Below are 21666 nucleotides of genomic sequence, written 5' to 3'. Positions count from 1 at the left end.
GATTGTCCGGCCGCCCCAACAGGAGACCATCATGGGCCAACGCCCTTCATCCGCCACCCTGGACGTCGCCGGACTCGACGCGCGTCGCCGTACCTGGCGCGGTCGCCTGCCGGATCTGGCGAAGCAGGCCAGGGCCTTGCCCGCGCGCCGGGACGACCTGGATGCCGCGGTCGAGCGCCTGCACGACCCGGCCTCCGGCGATGCCGAGCTCATGGAGGCGTTGCGTGCGGCGGTGAAGGCCCGGCTCGTCACCTATGGCAGCCCGGAAACGGCGCTGGCCGCCGCGCTGGAAGACCTGCCGCGGACCACGTCCGGCGCCCCCGGCCTGGAAGCGGTGGAGCTGTGTGCCCTGCTGGTGGCCGAGGCCTTCGCCCTGGCCGACCGGGACGCCGATGCCTTCGCCGGGCGCGCGGTGGACGCCGAGCGGACCCGCCGCAACGAACGCCGCGCCGCGGCGCGGGCGGCGCGCGAGACCCGGGCGGAGGAAGAGCGCCGGCTGAAGGCCTGGGAGTCCTCCCTGGTCGGCGCCGAGTCGGTGCCGGGCCTGCTCGGCTGCAGCCGGGACGAGGCGGCACGCTGGATCCGGGTCGGCCGCATCCCCATTGCCCGCGAGGTGGAAGTCCGCCGCGGCCCGCGCCGGGTGCGCGAGCCGGAATTCGATCCCGCCGCCCTGGAGGCGCTGCGGCCGGCCGTGCCAGCCTGGCGCGAGGCCGACGCGCCGACGCCGGCACAGGAAGAGCCCCGGCCCGGCACGCGGCGGGTCAGCAACGCCGCGGTCGCGCGGGTGGCGGGGCTCGATCGCTATGCCGCCCATTTCGCCACCGCCCGCGCCCTGGAGCGGCGGATCATCGCCTGCCTGGGGCCGACCAATTCGGGCAAGACGCATTTCGGCCTGACCCGGCTGGCCGAGGCGGAGAGCGGCATCGCGCTCGGGCCGCTGCGGCTGCTGGCGCATGAATACCGCGAGGCGCTGGAAGGGCGCGGCGTGCCCACCTCTCTGCTGACCGGCGAGGAGCGCATCCGCGTCCCCGGCAGCCGCCACACCGCCGCGACGGTGGAGATGTGCCCGTTCCGCACCCCGGTCGACGTGGCGGTGATCGACGAGGTGCAGATGCTGGGCGACACCGAGCGCGGCCCGGCCTGGACCGCCGCCCTGATGGGCGTGCCGGCGCGCACGGTGATCGTGCTGGGCGCCCCGGACGCGGCGCCGATGGTCCGGCGCATCGCCCGGCTGTGCGGCGATCCGCTGGAAGAGATGCGGCTGGAGCGCATGGGCCCGCTGGCGGCGGCGCCGGAGCCGGTGCCGCTGGCCGATATCGGCCGTGGCGACGCGGTGATAGCCTTTTCCCGCCGCGAGGTCTTCGCCCTGCGCGCCGAGCTGCTCCGGCGCGGCCGCAGCGTGGCGGTGGTGTACGGGGCGCTCGGGCCGACGGTGCGGCGCGCCGAGGCCAGGCGCTTCCGCGAGGGCGAGGCCGAGGTGCTGGTGGCGACCGATGCCATCGGCATGGGGCTCAATATCGGCCCGCTGCGCCGGGTGGTGTTCTCCGCGCTGACGAAATGGGACGGCCAGCAGGACCGGCCGTTGTCGGTGCAGGAGATCAAGCAGATCGGCGGCCGTGCCGGGCGCTTCGGCGGCGAGCACGCAGAGGGAATCGTCGCGGTGCTGCGCGGCGGCGGTGATCCGGCGGAGATCGCCCATGCCCTGGCCGCCGGGCCGCAGGCGCCGGAGGACCTGCGCCCGCCGGTCGCGCCCGATACCGAAATCATCGCCGCGGTGGCCGCCGAGATCGGCACCGACAGCCTGTTCGGCACGCTGCGCCGGATCGAGCGGTCGGTGCTGCGGCGCGACGACCCGAATTATCGGCTGGGCGATCTGTCGACGCAGGTCGCCATCGCCGAGGCGGTGGATGGGGTGCGGACCTTGCCGCTGCTGGACCGCTGGACCTACGCCATGTGCCCGGTGGACGAGCGTGACGAAGGCATCGAGCGGCTGGCGGGCTGGGCGGTCGAGCACAGCCTGGGCCGGGCGGTGGTGCCGCCGCTGGCGGGGTATCTTCCCGCCCCGGACCGCGCCAGCCAGGACGCGTTGCAGATGGCCGAGCGGGTGCACCGCCGCCTGGTCGCCTGGCGCTGGATGGCGCTGCGGTTTCCCGACATCTACCGTGACATCGACGGCGCCCTGGCCGAAAGCCACCGCCTGAACGAGTGGATCGAGGCGGTGCTGGCCGCGCGGCCCTCCGGCCGGGTACGGGCGGTATCGGGCGGGGCCGATGCCCCCGGCGGCAAGCGGGGCCGGGGCGGAGGCCAGCGTGGCAAGGCGGGCGGAGGCAAGCCCGGCGGGGGCAAGCCCCTCGGGCAGCAGCGTCCGGGACGACGCCGGCGCTGATGAGCCGGGCCGGCGCACTGCGCACGCCCCGCCCCTCCCCCATTTGGCCGGCCTGATCCGGGAACGTTGCCGCGCCATCTCCCCGCGGTCATGCCCCTCGATACCCTGGAACCTTTCTCCCAAACCATCGCCGACGCCGTGGAACGCACCGCGCCGGCGGTGCTCCATGTCACCACGCATCGCAACGGCCGCCCCGCCGGAAGCGGGTCCGGCGTGGTCTTCACCCCTGACGGCTACGCGCTGACCAACAGCCATGTCGTTGGCAACGCCACCGCTCTCACCGCCACCTTGCCGGACGGACGCAGCGTCGTCGCCCGCCTGGTCGGGGACGATCCCGCCACCGACCTCGCCGTGCTGCGCCTGGAAGGCGAGCGCTTCGAGCATGCCAGGCTGGGCCGCAGTGCCGGGCTGCGGGTCGGCCAGCTCGTCATGGCCATCGGCAACCCGTTCGGGTTCCAGGCAACCGTCACCGCCGGCATCGTCTCCGGCCTCGGCCGGACCCTACGGGCGCGGGATGGCAGGCCGATCCCATCGGTGATCCAGACCGATGCCGCGCTCAACCCGGGCAACTCCGGCGGTCCCCTGGTGGACTCCACCGGCGCGGTCGTCGGCATCGCCACCGCCATGATCGGTGGCGCCCAAGGCATTTGCTTCGCCGTCGGCATCGACACCGCCGTGCTGGTCGCGACCGCGCTGATGCGCGACGGCCGGATCCGGCGCGCGAGGCTCGGCCTGTCGGTGCAGACCGTCCCGCTGTTGCAGCGCCTACGCCGCCATCACGGGATCGAGCAGGGATCCGGCGTCCTGGTCACCGGCACGACCGAAAAGGGGCCGGCCGCGCGCGCCGGGCTGCAGGCCGGCGACGTGCTGCTGGCCCTCGACGGCATCCCGCTGCCCGGCACCGATGCGCTCTATGCCGTGCTGTCGCCGGAGCGGGCGGGCGTGCCCTTGCCGCTTGATCTGCTGCGGCGGGCCGAGCGGATGCGCCTGACCATCACGCCGGACGCCGAGGACTGACGCATCGTCGCGGTCGCGCCGGAATGGTGCGCGACGCCGGCACCGGGCGTGTCAGGACGCCGCGGCCACGCCAGCGGGGGATACCAGCAGGCGGATCTGCCTCTGCTGCAGCAAGCCGGCGATCGGCGGCGGCGGCGGTTGATCGGACACCACCATTTCCAGCGCATCCCAGCTACACAGTCGCACCGGCGCGGTGGCCTCGAACTTCAGGTGATCGAGCACCAGCACCACCCGATCGGCGATGCTCATCAAGGTCTGCTTGACCAGCGATTCGACATCCGCCGCGGCATAGATGCCGCTCAGGTCCGCCGCCGCGGCCCCGAGATAGAAGGTGCGAACCTTCAACCGACGCACCGCCTCGACGGTCGCGGAGCCGACCAGCGCGCGGCTGGGGCGATAGAGATCGCCCCCGAGGGCGATGGCGGTCGCGGCGGGGCGTTCGAGCAGGAGATTGAGCACCGGCACGGAATGGGTGACCACCGTGCCGGCGAAATCCGCCGGCAGCGCGGCCGCCACCTGGCAGGCGGTGGTGCCGGCGTCGATCGCCACCACATCGCCGGACCGGATCTCCGCCGCCGCCGCCTTGCCGATCGCCGCCTTGGCGGCGTTGGCGACGCGTTCACGCCGCCGGTATTCGTCGTCGGTCTCCTCCTCCGCGCCCGGCGCGGCGGGCAGGCGCAAGGCCCCGCGCAGTGAAATCGCCTCGCCTTCCTCGTGCAGCCGCCGTGCGTCGCGCCGGACCGTCATTTCCGAGACGCCGAGCCGCTCCGCCACCTCGCTGACCGTCACGAAGCCGGTGACCCGCAGGTGGTCCAGGATGGCGGCGCGACGCTGCGGGGCGTCGCGGTAGCGCAGCTTGTCCGTCAGCATGGGAGATCGCTCCTTACTTTCCCGGGCCTGCCCGGCAAGGGCGGGTCTGATTTTGTACCTCATCGCACAAGCCTGGCCAACATCGCTGTCTCTGATCAGGGTTGCGGGGCCTTTTTCCGGCAAATTTGTGCGCAAACTAACATTTAAGCCCAAATCATGTTTGTATATGGACATCAATTTTCGGTTTCTGTACCGTCCTGATCATAACGATGCTCCTTAAGAGCAAGAAGGAAACGATGCACGGTCCTGTGCGTGTCGTGTGCGTGGGCGTGGTGACGCTCGACGCCCTCGCCCTGGTCCCTCGCTACCCCGAGGCCGACGAACGCATCGTCGGCGAAGAGGTGCGAATCGCCGGTGGCGGCCCCGCCGCCAATGCCGCCGTGGTGCTGGCCCGCCAGGGCATCCAGGTCGCCTTCATCGGCCGCGTCGGCCGGGATTCCGCGGGCGAAACGGCCTTGCGCCTGCTCGCCGCCGAGGGCGTGGATGTCTCGGCGGTGCTGGAAGATCCGGCGACGCCGACCCAGGCTTCCTGCGTGGTGATTTCCCAGGAGCGGCAGACCCGCGCCATCTCCACCCTCGCGGTGCCGCCCTTGCCGCCGATCGAGACGTTCGGTCCGCGCGCCATCGAAATGATCGCAGCGGCCGAGTGGGTACATGCCGACCATCTCGGCTTCGCGCCTGCCCGCGCCTGCCTCGATCGCCTCGCCGCCCGGCCACGACTTTGCGTCGATGCCGGCAATCCGGTGGCCGGGCTGACGCTGGCGGGGCTCGACCTCTACGCCCCCACCACCGAGGCGCTGACGCGCCGCTACGCATTGCCGCACACCGCCGCCGGCATCGAAACGGCGGCCGCACGCGCGCTGACCGAAGGTGCCGCCGCCGTGGTGGCCACCAACGGCGCACAGGGATCGATCGCCTGGTGGAGCGAGCGCTTCGATCCCGCCCGGCCGGCCGGCCGCGTCGCCGTGCCGGCGCATCGCGGCGTCGAGGTCAGGTCCACCCTCGGGGCCGGCGACGTGTTCCACGGCGCCCTGCTTTCCGCCCTTTGCCGCGGCCGCGACTGGCCGGCGGCGCTGGCGGAGGCCAATGCCACCGCCGCCCTGTCCTGCCGGGGCCTGGATGGCCGCTCGGCCGTGCCCGGCCTTGAGGAACTGGCCCGCGCGCTGGAGGCGCAGGCCCGATGAACGCGATTGCCAAGGAGCCCCCCGTGACCGCCCCTGCCGCCCGTCTCTCCGATCTCGCGCGCCCCTCCGGGGGGTTCGCGATGCTTGCCATCGACCAGCGCGAGGCGCTGCGTCTGATGTTCGCCGCCGCCGGCACCCCGGCGCCCGTGTCCGACGCCGTGCTGACCGACTTCAAGCTGCAGGCCGCGAAGCTGCTCTCGCCCCATGCCTCGGCGACGCTGGTCGATCGCCAGTTCTGCCTTGATCGCATCCTGGCCGAGAGGGTGATCGCGCCGGGATGCGGCCTGATCGTCGCCGCCGACGAATTCCTGCCGGGCAACGGCATTCCGGTCGATGACGTGCGCATCGACATGGCGGTCGATCCGGCGGCGATGCGCGCCGCCGGGGCGGTGGCGCTGAAGCTGCTGGTGCTGTGGCGCGCCGACGAACCGGCCGAGGCACGCCAGGAAATGGTGGCGGCCTTCGTCGCCCGTTGCCACGCCGCCGGGCTGGTCTCGATCATCGAGCCGGTGGTGCGCCCGCCGCGCCGCGGCGCCGGCTTCGACCGCGAGGCAGCAATCCTTGCGGCGGCGCGGGAACTCGGTCACAGCGGCGCCGACCTCTACAAGGTCGAGATGCCGCTGGCCGGCAAAGGGCCGATGCCGGTGCTGCGCGATGCCTGCGCCCGGCTCGGCGAACGGATCGCCATGCCCTGGGTGATCCTGTCCTCGGGCGTGCCGGCCGACATCTTCGGCCGCGCCGTGCGCGCGGCGATGGCGGCGGGCGCCTCGGGCTTCCTCGCCGGCCGCGCGGTCTGGGCCTCGGTGGTGGGCGCCGAGGACATGCCGACGATGCTGCAGGACGTGTCGATGCCGCGGCTGCGGCGGCTCGGCGAGATCGTCGACGAGGCGATGGCGCGCCGCTGAAGCAGCGCCGGACCACACACCACACCACCACATAAGACACCGGGGCCCGCCCCGGGGACGTGCTGGAGGACCCAATGATCACGGTTTCGCAGGTCGAGTTCACCGGACTCGGCGTTGTCGCCTGCCGCAAGGTCGAGATGGAGCCGCCACCGCTGCGACCAGACGAGGTACGCCTCGCGCTGTCGCATCTGGGCATCTGCGGTTCGGAACTGCATGTGCTCGACGGCCATCATCCCTTTGCCAAGCCGCCGATGGTGACCGGCCACGAGATCTCGGCGCGGGTGGTCGAACTGGGCGCGGCAGTTACTTCGGTCGCGGTCGGCGACCATGTGGTGGCCGACCCGATCATGCCCTGCCTGCAGTGCCGCGCCTGCCGCGCCGGCCGCTTCAACCTCTGCGAACCGCCGCAGGTGGCGGGGTTCCGCGCCCCGGGCTTTGGCCGCTCCTCGCTGGTGGTGCCGGCGCGCAACCTGCATGTCGCCGCACGCAACCTGAGCCTGTCCGTGCTTGCCTTCGCCGAGCCGGCCGCCTGCGCGCATCACTGCATCAGCCGCCTGCCGGTGCCCTGCCGCGAGGACGTGCTGGTGATCGGCGCCGGCACCATCGGACTGTCCATCGTACAGGCGCTGCGCATCATGGGGGCCGGCCGCATCACCGTGATCGAGCCCGAACCACGCAAGCGCGACCTCGCCTGCACGCTCGGCGCCCATCGCGCCGTCGCCCCGGGCGGGCTGGATGCCGCCGAGAAGTTCACCGGCGTGATCGACGTGGTGGCGGCCCAGGCCACGCTGACCGAAGCCTGCACCCGCGTGGTGGCGGGCGGCACGGTGATCTGCATGGGCGTGCCGACCGGCCCGCGTGAAATCCCCCTGCCGATGATGCAGCGTTTCGAGCGCGACCTGCTCAGCTCCGGCATGTACGTGCCCGGTGATTTCGACGCGGCGATCGGCTGGCTGGAATCGGGGGCGTTCGACACCTCCGCCCTGATCACCGATGTCTTCCCGGTCGAGCAGGCGGAAGCCGCCTATGCGCGCGCCCGCGAGCCCTCCTCCATCAAGGTCATGATCGCCTTCGACTGAGGCAACGCGCGGCGACCGCGCACAGGAAACGCAGATGAGCACGACAACCGTCGGAACGCCCAGCCTCATCCGGTGCCCGCAGGACGTGGTGGACCTGGTCAACACCCATCCTGCCCGGCACTCCGGCCTGCTGGTCACGCTGATCGCCCTGGGCGGCATCCTGATCGATGCCTACCAGGCCGCCACCATCGGCTTCGGCAACAAATACATCGCCGCCGAGTTCGGCATCTCGCCGGGCTTCGCCGCCACCATCAACGCCTCGGTGCTGGTGGCCGCCCTGATCGGCGGGCTGCTCGCCAACCGGGTCATCAACGCCTTCGGGCAACGCCGCGCCTTCGTCATCGGCATGGGCCTGTGCACCCTAGGCGCGGGGGCGGTGGCCTTCGCCTCCGACCTGTGGATGCTGCTGGCCTGCCGCATCATCATGGGGCTCGGGCTCGGCATCGACTTCCCGCTCGCGACCAGCGCCGTCGCGGAACTGCGCGGCGCGTCGTCGAAGCATTCCGGCACCTCGGTCAATCTCTGGCAGATGGGCTGGTATCTCTCCACCACGGTGGTGTTCCTGGTGCTGCTGCCGCTGCACACCGCCGAGGTGCCCGACCCGCAGCTCTGGCGAATGACCATCCTGATCGGCGCGGGCTTCGGCGCGCTGGTGATGCTGCTGCGCTGGGTGTTCATCGGCGAATCCGCCATGTGGGCGGCTCGCACCAACCGCTTCGACGAATCCTGCCGCATCCTGCGCGACCGCTACGGCGTGGCGGCCGAGCTGGCCCCCGACATCCAGGCCGCCCGCCCCGACACGGTGCGCATCCGCGGCGCCTATGGGGTGCTGTTCCAGCCGCCCTATCGCCGGCGCACCATGCTCGGCTGCGTCGTCGCCACCATGCAGGCCTGGCAGTACAACGCGGTCGGCGTCTACCTGCCGCTGACCCTGGCCGGCATCCTGGCAGGCGGGCTCAGCAACGCCTTGTGGGGCTCGGCGGCGGTGAACGCGCTGTGCGGCATCACCGGGGGCGCCATCGGTTCGCTGGTGGTGCGCCGCTTCGGCGCGCGCCGGCAGTCGATGGTCGGCTTCGGGCTGGTGGTGCTGGCGCTGCTGACCCTGGGCTGGATCGGCAAGTCGAACCCGTGGTTCGCGCTGTCACTGCTCGGCGCCATCATCTTCTTCCATTCCTCGGGGCCGGGCGGGCTCGGCATGACCATCGCCACCCTCTCCTACCCGCCCTCGATCCGCCCGGCCGGCGTCGGCTTCGCCCGCGCCATCATGCGCTCGGGCGCCATCGCCGGGCTGATCTTCTGGCCGATCGTCTGGCAGGCCCTGGGCACCGACGCCTTCTACTGGCTGGCACTGGTGCCGGCGGTGGGCTTCCTGACCTGCGCCCTGATCGACTGGGAGCCGATCGGCGCACCGGTCGATGCCGAGGACGCGGCGGTGCTGGCCCGCGTGCGGCAGGAGAACGTGGCATGACTCCCTCTCTGACTCTCGGCTTCATCGGCCTGGGCGCGATGGGCGGCGCGGTGGCGCGTCGCCTCGCCGCCGGCCCCTGGCGCGTGCTGGTGCACGACCTGGCCGAAGCGGCGGTGGCCCGCGCGGTGGCACAGGGCGCGGTCGCCGCCGGCGATGCCGGCGCGGCCATCGCCGGCGCCGACATCGCCTTCACCTGCCTGCCCACGCCGGAACTGGCCGAGGCGTTCTGGCAGGACCACGCCGCGCGACTGCGCGAGGGCGCGATCGCGGTCGATCTGTCCACCGTCGATCCGGCGACCTCGCGGCGCATCGCCACCCTGGTCGCGGCCGGCGGACGCGCGCGCTTCGCCGCCTGCACCCTCGGTAAGACGCCGGCCATGGCCGAGCGGGGCGAGATCCCGGTGTTCTTTGGTGCCGACGATCCATCGTTGCTGGAGACGCTGCGGCCGGTGCTGGCGCAGATGGCCAGCACCGTCTTCGACATGGGATCGCCCGAAGGCGCGACCATGTTCAAGCTGATCTCGAACCTGGTCGGCATGACCAACCTCGTCGTGCTGGCCGAGGGATTGCAGCTCGCGCGTGCCACCGGCATCGCCGACGACACCTTCACCGCCGCGCTGAAGACCACCGGCGGCTGGTCGGTGCAGGCCGATATCCGGCTTGGCTGGATGGCGGCGGCGGATTTCGCGCCGCGCTTCGCCGTGGATCTCGCCACCAAGGACGTGCGGCTTTCTGTCGATACCGCCGCGCGCCGGGGCGTGCCGACGCCGGTGGCGGCGGCCGCGCTGTCGGTCTTCTCCCTCGCCCGTGCCGCCGGGCTCGGCGCGCAGGACGCCGCGGCGGTGGCGGTGCCGCTCGGGCCGCGTCCGGCCTGAAACGACAATGACGGGGGCCGGCATCGACCGGCCCCCGCACCACAGGAGGATTCCCGGTGTCCACGAGCCACATCGACGGCACGGCACCCGAGCTCACGACGCGGCAATTGCGGCGCGTGGTCGCCGCGAGCTTCGCCGGGGCACTGCTCGAATGGTATGACTTCTTCATCTTCGGCACCGCCGCGGGGCTGGTGTTCGGCCGTCTGTTCTTCCCTGCCTCCGACCCCGGCACCGCCACCATCGCCGCCTTCGCCACCTTCGGCGTGGGATTCTTCGCCCGCCCGATCGGTGGCCTGGTGTTCGGCCATTACGGCGACCTGGTCGGGCGCAAGGCGACCCTGATCGCCACCCTGCTGATCACCGGTGGCTCCACTTTCCTGATCGGGGTGCTGCCCACCTATCACGACGTCGGCCTGCTGGCCCCGGCACTGCTGGTGATGCTGCGGCTGATCCAGGGCTTCGGCCTGGGCGGCGAGTATGGCGGCGCGGCGCTGATGACGATCGAATCGGCCCCCGCGCACCGGCGTGGCTTCCTCGGTTCGCTGCCACAGACCGCGGCCTCGGCCGGCATCATGCTGGCCACCGGCGTATTCGCGCTCTGCGCCGGCACGATGAGCGAGGCGACCTTCCTGTCCTGGGGTTGGCGAGTGCCGTTCCTGCTGTCGGCGGTGATGCTGGTGGTGGGCATGCTGATCCGGCTGCACGTCGAGGAAACACCCGATTTCCGTGCCGCGCGGGCGCGCGAGGCGGTGGCGCCGGCAACCCGGGCAACGCTGCCGATCGTGCTGCTGCTGCGGCACCATCCACGCAACATCGTGCTCGCCCTCGGCGCCCGCCTGGCCGAGACCGTGTCGTCGAACACCGTCAACGCCTTTGGCATTGCCTATGTGGCGACGCAGCTCGGGCGCGGCCGGGACCTGCCGCTCACCGGCATGCTGATCGCCTCGGCAATCGGCATCGTCACCTGCCCGCTGTTCGGACTGCTGTCCGACCGGGTCGGCCAGCGGAAGATCTACCTGGCCGGAGCGATGGCGACGCTGCTGCTGATCTTCCCCTTCTTCGCCCTGCTCGGCCGCGAGGAAGCGGCCCTGGTCTGCCTCGCCTTCATCCTGGTCTACAACCTTGGGCCGACGGCGATGTTCGCGGTGCAGCCGACCCTGTTCGCGCAGATGTTCGGCACGCGGGTGCGCTATACCGGGCTGTCCTTCGCCTACCAGATGTCGGCGATCCTGGGCGGGCTGACGCCGCTGATCGCGGCCTGGTTGCTGGGGCTCGGCGAGGGCCTGCCCTGGCTCGTCGCCGGCTATGTTGCGCTGGTCGCGCTGCTGTCCTTCATCTGCGTGCTGCTGATCCGGGAAACCCCGGCCGCGCAGCCCGCCACGGGCCTCGCCAATGCGGGGATCATGCCATGACCGCCCTGCCCGCCAATCCGTACCTCGCCGTGCGCCAGGCCTTCGACGCCCCCTGGCCAGGGCCGCGCGGAGAGATGCTGCGCCTCGCCGCCGGGTCGCTCTCGGCCACGCTCTGCCCGGCTGATGGCGGGCGGCTGGTCTCGCTCGCCGCCGGCGGGGTGGAGTTGCTGCGCCCCTGGACACCGGAGCGCCGCGCCTTCCAGTACGGGTGCTTCCCGATGATCCCCTGGGTCGGGCGGCTGCGTGAAGGCAGGCTGGGCCATGCCGGGCAGACCCATGTGCTGCCGGTAAACAAGCCGCCGCACGCCCTGCACGGCATGGCCTGCTTCGCCCCCTGGGAGGTGGTGGACGCCGACGGGCAGTCGGCGCTGCTGCGTTTCGGGCTGACCAAACCATGGCCCTGGCCGGGCGAGGTGACGCAGCGGGTCACGCTGCGACCGGAAGCGCTGGAGATGACGCTGACGGTGGCGGCCCGGGATGTCGCCTTTCCCGCCGCGGCGGGCTGGCATCCCTGGTTCCGCAAATGGCTCGGCGCCGCCGGGGAAAGCGGCCCCGTGCCGCCGGGAGAGGAAGCGACGCGGCTGCGGGTCGATTTCGCCGCCGACTGGCAGGAGGAGCCGGGCACGGACGAGTTGCCGACCGGCCGGCGTATCCCGCCGCGCCCCGGTCCCTGGGATGATTGCTTCGGTTTCGCCAACCGGATGCAGGCGCGCCTGCTCTGGCCGGATCGGCTGGTGCTGGACATGGGCGCCGATGTCGCGTCGATGGTGGTGTTTGACAAGCAGCCCGATGCCACCTGCGTCGAACCGCTTTCGGGACCACCGGACGGCGTGAACACCGCGCCCCGGCTGGTACTGCCTGGGGCGCCCCTGATGGTGAGGACTCAGTGGGTGATCAAGGGCACGGCGTGACCTGAGTCGAGTCTGGCTGGCCTGTTCGATTGCCGGCGCCGGATGCCGCCATGTCCGACGCCGGCAACGATTTGCATTGCCATGACCAGGCATGACTTCCGGAAAACCTGTATCTCCATCATCACTTCTTTTCACGATGTCGGGATCGGACAGCATCGCGCTGTCCGACGCCGATGAATCGCACCGGCATCGCGTGGCTCGGCACAGTCCGAAGGCCCGCCAGATGCGGTGGATGGTCGACGGCGCGTAGCCCACCGCTTTGCCCTCGAGCGCAGCGACCAGTGCGTGGCATCGGACGGCGTCGCTTCCAGGGGCAGCCGAATGGTCTCGGCAATCGCGTCATCACCGATCTTGCGCGGCGTCCCGGGGCGATCGCCTTGTTTTCCCGCCCCGCTGTGCCATCGCCTGTCCGGCCTTGTGCGTCCGCGCCTGCGATTCCAACTTCCGCCGCTCCACCGCCGTCAACTCGATCGCTACCGCAACCTTGCCCATCACCAGAATCGCAGGAAATTCACAATCATGACACTAGATGCCGATAGTTTGACAATGCCCGTCTGTGCTCCGACCGTCGCCATCAGCTCCCGCGTCCACACAACGGCGAGATCCAGGCCACCCGCAAAGAGAGAATAACAACCAAAATGATCGCCTGTGCGTCCCGCCTCCCAAACGAGAGGCATTTCCCATGGCGGCGGCTGCAGCCGGACCAGAAGCCGGTCCCAGCGCACGAGTATTTTATGCCCACTCCATTTCTATCTGGTCTCAGGGCGACCTCGTGGCTTGCATCGCTTGACGCACAGCGGGAACGGCAAAACCGGGTTACCCAGGAATGACGACGCCCCCTGCGGTGACGCCGGCAACCCACGGAAGCAGCGAGAAATGACGATCGGGCCACAGCAGTCGGTTCGACAATAGTTGCGACAGCCGCTATGCAGACCTATTCTCATCATTGGCGTTCCATAGGAGATTTCCCCTGGACTACCACCGTCGCTTCAAGTTTCTGGTCTGTGCTCCAGCATTCGATGGTGGGAAGCTAGAGGGCCAGCGGCTGCATGAGATCATCTCGAATATCGAGCGTCTTGGTTTTCAAGTCGTGCGTGCTCACCGGCCGGACGATGCGGAACTGGCGATCCGCACCGATGCAGCCATTGGCTGCATCGTTGTGGATTGGGGAAAGGGAGGTGCGCTTGGCCGCGCTGCCGCCCTGATCGCTCTGGTACGCAAACGCGGCCTGGACGTCCCCATTCTCATTCTGGTGCGCCGCAAGCGCCTGGAGGATATCCCGGTCGAAGTCCTGAACGACGTGGACGGCTATGTTTTTCTTGCAGAAGAAACGCCTGAGTTCATCGCCAAGAACTTAGTTGGACGGTTACGTAACTACGCCGAGACGCTGAAGACTCCATTCTTCGGCGCTTTGGTGGACTATGCCGAGGAAGGGAACCAGTTGTGGACCTGCCCGGGCCATAATGGCGGCATATTCTATGGCCGCAGTCCGATCGGACGGATCTTCGTCGAGCATCTCGGCGAGGCAGTGTTCCGCGACGACCTCGATAACTCGGTGCTCGATCTTGGTGACCTATTGACGCACGAAGGACCAGCCCTCGCCGCGCAACGGGAAGCCGCGCGGATCTTCGGTGCCGAACGGACCTATTTCGTGCTCAACGGTACCTCCACCTCGAATAAGATCGCATTGCAGGCGCTGGTGGCCGAAGGTGACCTGGTGCTGTTTGACCGTAACAATCACAAGGCCGCTCACCACGGTGCGCTGTTTCTGGGCGGCGGCATTCCAGTCTACCTGGAGACCGACCGTAACGCCTATGGCCTGATCGGACCGATCGATGCCGAGGCACTGGACGAGACGCGCATCCGCGAATGTATTCGTTGCCACCCTCTGGTCACCGACCCCGACGCGTGGCAGCGCCCGCGACCCTTTCGGGTGGCAGTGATCGAGCAGTGTACCTACGATGGCACCATCATCAGCGCCGAACTGATCCTTCAGAAGCTGGGCCCACTCTGCGACTATATCGTCTTCGATGAGGCATGGGCGGGCTTTATGAAGTTCCACCCGCTCTATCGGGGCCGCTACGCCATGGGCCTGCGCGGCCTGAATGAAACGCAGCCTGGTATTATCGCCACCCAGTCTGCGCACAAGCAACTTGCCGGCCTGTCGCAGACCTCACAGATCCACGTTCGCGATCGTCACATCGCGGACCAACCGCGTCGGCTGGGGCACCGGCGCTTTAACGAAATGTTTCTGCTGCATGCCAGCACCTCGCCATTCTACCCGCTGTTTGCCTCGCTGGATGTCGGCGCCCACATGATGAAGGGACGGCAGGGCGAGGTGCTATGGGACGATACCATCCGGTTGGGCATCGAGCTGCGCAAGAAAATGCGGGCGATCCGGCGCGAATTCGCGGAAAAAGAGACCGATGCGGCGCGACGTTGGTTTTTTGAGCCGTTCGTGCCCGAGGTGGTCATGTGGCGCGGCGACGGGGAAGTCGCGGTGCCCACACCCTGGGAACAGGTGCCGACTGACGACCTCGCCACGGATCCGCAATATTGGCTGCTCAACCCTGGAGACGCGTGGCACGGCTTCGCGCACGTGGCGCCAGGCTATGCCATGACCGACCCTAACAAGCTGACGCTGCTGACCCCCGGCATCGACCGGCAGACCAGCGAGTATCAAGCGCATGGCGTGCCGGCCCCGGTGCTGGCGGAATACCTGCGCGAGAATCGCATTGTCGCGGAAAAGAACGACCTGCACAGCATCCTGTTCTTGCTCACCCCCGGCGTTGAGTCGAGCAAGGCCGGCACGCTGTTGAGCTGGCTGGTCACCTTCAAAAAGCTGCACGACGACAACGCGCCGCTGCTGGAGGTTATGCCTGAGCTGGTACGCCGCCGCAGCCCGCGCTATGATGGGGTCGGTCTGCGTGACCTGTGCGCGGAAATGCATGGCTTCTACCGCGACCGCCAGCTCGGCCGGTTGCAGCGGCTGCAGTTCCGCAAGCGCCACTTCCCCACGATCGCGATGAAGCCGGACGAGGCAGTGCGCCAGCTGGTGCGCAACAACGTCGATTACCTGCCTATCGACTGCATCTCCGGGCGAATCGCCGCGACGTTGATGTTGGTCTATCCTCCCGGCATCGCCACCATTGTCCCGGGCGAGCGCCTGGACGAGCGCGCCCAGCCGATGATCGAGTATCTGCGCGTGTTCGAGTGTGCCGCCAACCTGTTCCCCGGCTTCGAGACGGAAATTCAGGGTGTGTACCGGGAGCACGAGGCAAACGGCTCGATGCGATTTTATACTTACGTGGTGCGCGAATAGTGTTGAGATTATATCGATCCACATCTGCGTGCCGACGCCTCCCGGCATAATCTTCCGGCAACCATCATCTTCCTCGGCAATGTCGTGAACCGCGGCCTGTAAACCTTCTCAGGTGCCCGATTGCCTGCTCGGCGGGCCATCCCGCGTTGGCTCAGGAAGGGCTGCAGCGAGTTGTTGATCTTCTACGGCGTGGGCTGCCGAAGCAGTGGCCGGAGCTGAATGCGATAGATCAGTTGTGGAAAAGTCTGAAACGCGATGTGGCTGCGAACCGGCATGCCGCCTGATAAACCCCTACGCGGATGAAATCTGTGTTTGTTGCGCGTCGATGAAGTGGAAGCGATCGGTGATGAGCGACAGGAGGTCGTTCTTCCAGCGGCCGATGTCGCTGAAGAAGTCAATGATCCCGGCTTTGAAGTCGGCAAACGTGGGATAATAGACGTTCCATAGCGCGTGCTTCTTGAAAAACCACCAGAAGCGCTCGATCAGGTTGAGGTTCGGCGCATAGGGCGGCAGGTAGACCAGCTTGATCCGATGCCCATCTTCGGTCGCCAGCCAGTCGCGTACCACCCTCGCCCGGTTATAGGTGGCATTGTCGAGCACCAGGGTGATGGCCGTTGCCGTCGGATGGCGGGCCGCGAGTTCGGCGAAGAACGCCACCATCTCCGGGCCGGTCATCTTCTTGGCCTCGCGGGTTACCACCTCACGGCCAGGCCAGCTCAGCGCACCCGCCAGCGTCACGTTCACCCGCCCGTGGTTGCTCTTGAGCATCCGCGTCTCGCCACGCCGGATCCAGCCGCAGGCGGGATGGGCGTCGTAAGCCGGGTGTGTCGCATCGACGAAATAGAGCGGCTGTGCCGGGTTCGCCTCGGCGATGGCCATCAGCGGCGCCAGCGTCTGCGCCAGGAAAGCCCGTTGTGCCTCGGCATCCGCCTTGGCAGGCACGCATTTCGGCCGCTTCCAGACAAAGCCCATGCGCACCAGCAGTTTCGCCATCGCATGCGGCGTGTAGGTGATACCGAAACGCGCCGCCACGAAGCCGCAGACCGCTTTCGCCGTCAGATACAGCCGGGCCGACAGTTCCGTCGCCAACTCGGCCATCTGCGCCTCGGTCAGGGCCGGGGCGTGCCCTTCATAGGCTAGCCGCTCGATGCCTGTCCGGCCCTCCAGCGCGTAGCGCCGCCGATGCTCCCGTACCGTCTCCGCGTCAATGAACAGCGCCTCCGCCACCCGCTCGGCAGTCCAGCCATCGTCGAGCAGCAGCAGCGCGTTCATCCGTCGGTGCACCGCGCTGTTCGTCTGCCGACGCATCATCGCCAGGAAATGCGCCCGGTCCGCAGGGGGCAGGATGTCACCCGTCATGGAAGGAGCGAATCAAGCTCGCTCCCCCAAGGCAAGCAGATTCTCACGGAGTTGGGGTTTACCAATGCTCGTTGACCAGAACCGATCGATACCTTGGGATGCGCTGCTCTCAATGGCCGCACTCCGGGGCATCGGTTCCGATCTCTGAGCATTGGCCCAGGATCAAGCGACCAGAGGGGGCATGGGCCGGGCGTATCGCCTGCGGGCCCATGCGATGGTTCTGGAAGGTGCTGCGCAGGCCGAGGCAGCGGCCGCCGGCGGGATGGACCGGCAGACGCTGCGGGATTGGGGACGCTCAGACCGCGCGGATCATGCCACCATCGACGCGGATCATGCTGCCGGTGACGTAGCCGGCCTGCTCGCTCGCCAGGAACACGGCCACGGCGGCGAATTCCTCCGGACGGCCATAGCGACCGGCGGGGATCTCCGCCATCGACTGGCGCCGCACTTCCTCCACGTCCAGGCCGGCACGGGCCGCGCGGGTAGCGTCCAGGCTGGCCACGCGCGGGGTGGCGATACGACCCGGCAGCAGCATGTTCACCGTGACGCCGCGCCCGGCCACTTCGGTGGCAAGCGACTTCGACCAGCCCGCGACACTGGCACGGATGGTGTTGGAAACCGCGAGCGTCGGAATCGGCTGCTCGACGCCCGAACTGCCGACGGTGATGATCCGGCCCCAGCCGCGTTGCAGCATCGGCTCGATCAGCCGCGCCGTCAGCACGAACAGCGATTCCGCCATGGCCGCGAAGGCGGAGGCCCAGACCTGCGGCCCCTGCGCCAGCACCCCGCCCGGGGCGGGGCCGCCGCCGTTGTTGATCAGCACATCGACGCCACCTTCGGCCAGCACCGTATCGGCAAGGGCGGCGACGCTGGCCGGATCGGCGAGATCCACCGCGATCACGCGGCACCGCGCCGCCTGCTCCTGCGGCAACACCGCGCGCCAGGCCTCGATCTTCTCCACCGAACGCGCGGCCGCGATCACCGGCGCCCCTTCGGCGAGAAACCCCTTGGCGATCGCCTCGCCCAGCCCCTGGCTCGCGCCGAGAACCAGAACCCGCTTGCCGCTCAGTCCGAGATCCATGGAAACCTCCTGTGGCTTAAAGGGACGCGACGCGGGCGGCGGTGCGCGCCATCAGCCGTTCCAGTTCGGCCAGATCGGTGGGCGACAGCAGCGGGCCGGGGGCGCGCACCGCCGGGCAGGGAATGGCGCCGCGCCGGTGCAGGATCATCTTGCGCAGCGCCAGCCCGATGCCCGGTTGCTGTTCATGGCGCAGGATCGGCAGATAGGCGTCGAACACGTCCTCGGCCCGGTCGACCGCGCCGGACTGGTGCAGACGCACCACATCGACCAGCGCTTCCGGATAGGCGAAGCCGGTCATGGCGCCGTCCACGCCGCGCTGCAACTCCTGCGGCAGATGCAGCCCGCCATTGCCGACCAGGATCGACAGCCGCTCGCGTCCGCCTTTGGCCTCGGCGGCGCGGATGGCGGTGATCTTGGCGAGGCCGGGGCTGTCCTCGTGCTTCAGCATCACGATCTGGGGGTTGGCGTCGGCGATTTCCAGGATCGTGCGCACCGAGACCGGCACGCCGGTGGTCTGCGGGTAGTCCTGGTAGACCACCGGCACATCCGGCCCGAGCGCCCGGCAGACCTCGGCGAAATAGCCGATGACCCGGTCCTCGCGCGGCACGCCGCGATTGGGCGCGACCATGACGCCGGCCGCGCCGCGGTCCATGGCGTATTTACCGAAATCCGCCAGATTGGCCATGCCGGAATCAGAGATGCCGACGATCACCGGCATCGCGCCGGCCCGCGCGAGGAAGCGGTCGAGCACGGCGCGCCGTTCCTCCGCGGTCAGCTTGTCCGCCTCGCCCATGATGCCGAGCACGGTCATACCGGTGACGCCCCTGGCGGCGTAGAAATCGACCAGGGAATCGATGCCGGCGACATCGACCGCGCCGGTTTCGGTGAAGGGGGTGGCGGCGATGATGTAGACGCCGCTGGTGTTGCGGTGGATCAGGGCCATGGTGGATCTCCCGGGAAGGCGCTCAGATGGCGGCGGCGAGGCGGTCTTCAAGGTAAAGCGCGCGCAGGCGCCGTGTCAGCGGGCCGGGCGCGCCGTCGCTGATCGGCTGCCCGTCGATCTCGACCACGGGCATGACGAAACTGGTGGCCGAGGACAGGAAGCATTCCGCCGCCGCCTGCGCCTCCGCCACCGAGAAGCCGCGTTCCTCGACGGGGATGCCGCCGGCGCGGGCGATCTCCAGCACCGAGGCGCGGGTGATGCCGGGCAGGATAGCCTGGCTCAGCGCGCGGGTGATCAAGGTGCCGCTGCGGTCGATGATATGGACGTTGGCGCCGCTCGCTTCGGTGATCAGCCCGTCCTCGACCAGGAACACGTCGTCCGCGCCCTGCCCGTGCGCCGCGGTCTTGACCAGCGACGGATACAGCAATTGCGTGGTCTTGATGTCGCGCCGGCTCCAGCGGCGATCGGGGGCGGTGACCACCTTGAGGCCGCGCTCGATGCGCGGATTGCCCAGCACGTTGCGCGCCTGGGTGAACATCACGAAGGTCGGCGCCAGCCCGTCGTGATAGATGAAGTCCCGGTCCTCCGCGCCGCGCGAGATCTGCAGGTAGATCAGCCCCTCTTTCAGATCGTTCCGCACCACGATCTCGCGGTGCAGCGCCAGCATCTGTTCCTCGGCGCAAGGCAGGCCGAGGCCGATCTCGTGCAGCGAGCGCTTCAGCCGGGCGGCATGGGCGGCGTAATCGACCAGCTTCCCGCCGATCACCGCGGTCACTTCGTAGATGGCATCGGCGAACAGGAAGCCGCGGTCGAAGATGGAGATGCGGGCTTCGGTCTCGGGCAGCCATTGTCCATTGAGATGGACGATACGCGTCATGGTCACGCTCCAAAGCGGTACGGCGCGGACCCTGGACCGCGTCGGCAAGGCCGGCAGGTTCGGGCGCGCGGCGGTTTTGGGCAAGGGGGCACTGTCGTTCCGTATAAGGATTAAATACGGGCGGGGGTACGACGGAAATCCAGTGCCCAGGCCGGCTTTTCAGGTTTCGCCAGGAGAAATTGTATCATTTGGAATAACCAATCCGTATAATTCTAATTTTCTTATTTATCCGAATTATATTGCGACGCTCCGGGAATCCCGGAAAGATCACAACGCCGGCACAACGCTGCCGCAACCCATCACCGCGACGCTGTGGTTCCCGTCAAAGGAGACTGGTGTGATCCCCACTTTCCGGCGCCTTTCGACCGCCTTGCTGCTCTCCGCCCTCGCCCTTCCCCCGATCGCGGCGCGCGCGGCCGGGCCAGATCTGAAGACGGCGCTGGATGGCACCTTCGCCCCGCACGCCATGCCCACGCTCAGCGGCGGCATTGAGGGCTTCAACGTGGACCTCGCGAACCTGATCGCCGAGCGGCTCGGCCGCAAGATCACCATCACCGCCGCGGAATTCTCCGGGCTGATCCCGGCCCTGCAGGCCGGCACCTATGACTTCCTCGCCGCCCCGGTCACGGTGAACCCGGAACGTGCCGCCAACCTGCTGTTCAGCGAAGGTTTCATGGATGCGGATTTCCGCTTCCTCGCCCGCAAGAGCGCGCCCGACTACAAAACCTTCGCCGATCTCAAGGGCAAGGTGATCGCGGTCAACAAGGGCTCGAACTACGACGCCTTCGCCCGTGAGCACGCCGCCGAATATGGCTGGACGGTGGAAAGCTACGGCACCAATTCCGACGCCGTGGCCGCCGTGCTCGCCGGCCGGGCCGACGTGAATTTCGCCGGCGTCACCGTGGTCGCCTGGGCGGTGAAGAAGAACCCGGCGCTGAAGCTGTCCTTCGCGGTGCCGAGCGGTCAGGTCTGGAGCCTGGCGTTCCGCAAGGACGACACCACCACTCGCAACCTGGTGGACCGCGCCATCGAGTGCCTGAAGATCGATGGCTCGATGGCGAAACTGTCGCAGAAATGGTTCGGCATCACCCCCGAGCCGGGCCAGACCATCGTCACCCCGGTGAAGGGCTACGGCGTGCCCGGCTTCGCCGGCTATGTCGCGGATGAGCACAAGCCTTCCTGCACCGACCTGCACTGACCATGACGCGGTCCCGCGCCGGGAGAAGCCGACGATGATCCGCCGGCCCATGCTGGAAATCGTCGGCCTGGAAAAGCGCTTCGGCGAACGCCAGGTCCTGCGCGGGATCGACCTGCGCGTCGAAACCGGGGAGCTGGTGTTCGTCATCGGCCCCTCGGGTTCGGGCAAGAGCACCATGCTGCGCTGCTGCAACCGGCTGGAAGAACCCAGCGCCGGCGACATCCTGGTGGACAACCGCAACATCATGCACGGCAGCACGCGGGATCTGAACCGCATGCGTCTGCAAGTAGGCATGGTGTTCCAGGGGTTCCATCTGTATCCGCACCTATCGGTGATGGGCAACGTCACGCTGGCGCAACGCAAGGCGCTGGGGCGCGGCCGGGCGGAAGCCGAGGCCAAGGCGATGGAGATGCTGGATCAGGTAGGACTGGCGCACCGCGCCACCGCCATGCCGGCCGAGCTGTCCGGCGGCCAGCAGCAGCGCGTGGCGATCGCGCGCGCCCTGGCGCTCGATCCCAAGGTGGTGCTGTTCGACGAACCGACCTCGGCGCTCGATCCCGAACTGGTGGGATCGGTCCTGAAGGTGATGAAGCAGTTGAAGGAAAAGGGGCTGACCATGCTGGTGGTCAGCCACGAGATGGGCTTCGCCCGCGAGGCCGCCGACCGCGTGGTGTTCATGGACCAGGGCGTGGTGGTGGAGGAAGGCCCGCCGGAACAGATCTTCGGCGCGCCGCAGGCCGAGCGCACCCGCGCCTTCCTCGCGCGCGTGGCGAGGTAGG

At 68.8% G+C, this 21666-nt stretch carries 17 protein-coding genes; 12 read left to right on the top strand and 5 right to left on the bottom strand.

The features are described from left to right. The first annotated feature begins 31 nt into the window (after positions 1 to 31). Both NBY65_RS23855 and NBY65_RS23850 read left to right on the top strand, forming a co-directional pair. A complete protein-coding gene (locus NBY65_RS23855) occupies positions 32 to 2386 on the top strand; it encodes a helicase-related protein (protein WP_150040759.1) in 2355 nt (784 codons plus the stop codon). Between the two features lie 66 nt (positions 2387 to 2452). Further along, positions 2453 to 3403 (top strand): S1C family serine protease, encoded by a 951-nt coding sequence (locus tag NBY65_RS23850; protein ID WP_162530532.1) that lies wholly within the window; start codon positions 2453 to 2455, stop codon positions 3401 to 3403. A gap of 51 nt (positions 3404 to 3454) precedes the next feature. On the opposite strand, the gene NBY65_RS23845 is transcribed toward NBY65_RS23850, so the two are convergent. Continuing rightward, positions 3455 to 4273: a DeoR/GlpR family DNA-binding transcription regulator gene (locus NBY65_RS23845; protein ID WP_162530533.1), complete on the bottom strand. Its 819-nt coding sequence runs from the start codon at positions 4271 to 4273 to the stop codon at positions 3455 to 3457. Positions 4274 to 4509: 236 nt separating this feature from the next. On the opposite strand from NBY65_RS23845, the gene NBY65_RS23840 reads away from it, so the two are divergent. The 8 genes from NBY65_RS23840 to NBY65_RS23800 all read left to right on the top strand — a co-directional run bounded on the left by NBY65_RS23840 (position 4510) and on the right by NBY65_RS23800 (position 15429). After that, on the top strand, positions 4510 to 5457 hold the full coding sequence (locus NBY65_RS23840; RefSeq protein ID WP_162530534.1) for a carbohydrate kinase family protein: 948 nt from the start codon (positions 4510 to 4512) through the stop codon (positions 5455 to 5457). A gap of 23 nt (positions 5458 to 5480) precedes the next feature. Continuing rightward, positions 5481 to 6362, top strand: a complete 882-nt coding sequence (locus NBY65_RS23835; RefSeq protein WP_275266296.1) for an aldolase — start codon at positions 5481 to 5483, stop codon at positions 6360 to 6362. Between the two features lie 74 nt (positions 6363 to 6436). Then, positions 6437 to 7441 carry a zinc-dependent alcohol dehydrogenase gene (locus NBY65_RS23830; RefSeq protein ID WP_150040764.1) on the top strand — a complete coding sequence of 335 codons (1005 nt, stop codon included), beginning with the start codon at positions 6437 to 6439 and terminating at the stop codon, positions 7439 to 7441. Positions 7442 to 7475: 34 nt separating this feature from the next. After that, positions 7476 to 8909, top strand: coding sequence for an MFS transporter (locus NBY65_RS23825; RefSeq protein ID WP_150040765.1), 1434 nt, complete (start codon positions 7476 to 7478; stop codon positions 8907 to 8909). Further along, a complete protein-coding gene (locus tag NBY65_RS23820; protein WP_150040766.1) occupies positions 8906 to 9784 on the top strand; it encodes an NAD(P)-dependent oxidoreductase in 879 nt (292 codons plus the stop codon). The genes NBY65_RS23825 and NBY65_RS23820 overlap by 4 nt, the downstream gene beginning before the upstream one ends. A 56-nt stretch (positions 9785 to 9840) precedes the next feature. Next, positions 9841 to 11196 carry an MFS transporter gene (locus NBY65_RS23815; RefSeq protein ID WP_203330471.1) on the top strand — a complete coding sequence of 452 codons (1356 nt, stop codon included), beginning with the start codon at positions 9841 to 9843 and terminating at the stop codon, positions 11194 to 11196. Continuing rightward, complete coding sequence (locus NBY65_RS23810) at positions 11193 to 12107, top strand: aldose epimerase family protein (protein WP_150040767.1); 915 nt, start codon at positions 11193 to 11195, stop codon at positions 12105 to 12107. Before NBY65_RS23815 ends, NBY65_RS23810 begins: the two co-directional genes overlap by 4 nt. Before the next feature lie 946 nt (positions 12108 to 13053). Next, positions 13054 to 15429, top strand: a complete 2376-nt coding sequence (locus NBY65_RS23800; protein WP_338110410.1) for an Orn/Lys/Arg family decarboxylase — start codon at positions 13054 to 13056, stop codon at positions 15427 to 15429. Positions 15430 to 15720: 291 nt separating this feature from the next. On the opposite strand, the gene NBY65_RS23795 is transcribed toward NBY65_RS23800, so the two are convergent. The 4 genes from NBY65_RS23795 to NBY65_RS23780 all read right to left on the bottom strand — a co-directional run bounded on the left by NBY65_RS23795 (position 15721) and on the right by NBY65_RS23780 (position 19689). Further along, positions 15721 to 16788 (bottom strand): IS630 family transposase, encoded by a 1068-nt coding sequence (locus tag NBY65_RS23795; protein ID WP_150040768.1) that lies wholly within the window; start codon positions 16786 to 16788, stop codon positions 15721 to 15723. A 295-nt stretch (positions 16789 to 17083) separates the two neighbouring features. Further along, positions 17084 to 17869, bottom strand: coding sequence for an SDR family oxidoreductase (locus NBY65_RS23790; RefSeq protein ID WP_150040769.1), 786 nt, complete (start codon positions 17867 to 17869; stop codon positions 17084 to 17086). Positions 17870 to 17885: 16 nt separating this feature from the next. Further along, complete coding sequence (locus NBY65_RS23785; RefSeq protein WP_150040770.1) at positions 17886 to 18812, bottom strand: dihydrodipicolinate synthase family protein; 927 nt, start codon at positions 18810 to 18812, stop codon at positions 17886 to 17888. 22 nt (positions 18813 to 18834) lie between these two features. After that, a complete protein-coding gene (locus NBY65_RS23780; RefSeq protein ID WP_150040771.1) occupies positions 18835 to 19689 on the bottom strand; it encodes a D-amino-acid transaminase in 855 nt (284 codons plus the stop codon). A 337-nt stretch (positions 19690 to 20026) separates the two neighbouring features. Between NBY65_RS23780 and NBY65_RS23775 the strand changes: the two genes are divergently transcribed. Continuing rightward, on the top strand, positions 20027 to 20887 hold the full coding sequence (locus NBY65_RS23775; protein WP_239002778.1) for a transporter substrate-binding domain-containing protein: 861 nt from the start codon (positions 20027 to 20029) through the stop codon (positions 20885 to 20887). Positions 20888 to 20921: 34 nt separating this feature from the next. Beyond that, positions 20922 to 21665, top strand: a complete 744-nt coding sequence (locus tag NBY65_RS23770; protein ID WP_275266297.1) for an amino acid ABC transporter ATP-binding protein — start codon at positions 20922 to 20924, stop codon at positions 21663 to 21665. Position 21666: the final 1 nt, after the last annotated feature.

The organism is Rhodovastum atsumiense (assembly GCF_937425535.1).
In the GTDB taxonomy this organism is placed as follows: domain Bacteria; phylum Pseudomonadota; class Alphaproteobacteria; order Acetobacterales; family Acetobacteraceae; genus Rhodovastum; species Rhodovastum atsumiense.
This window is presented reverse-complemented; position numbering and strand designations above follow the sequence as displayed.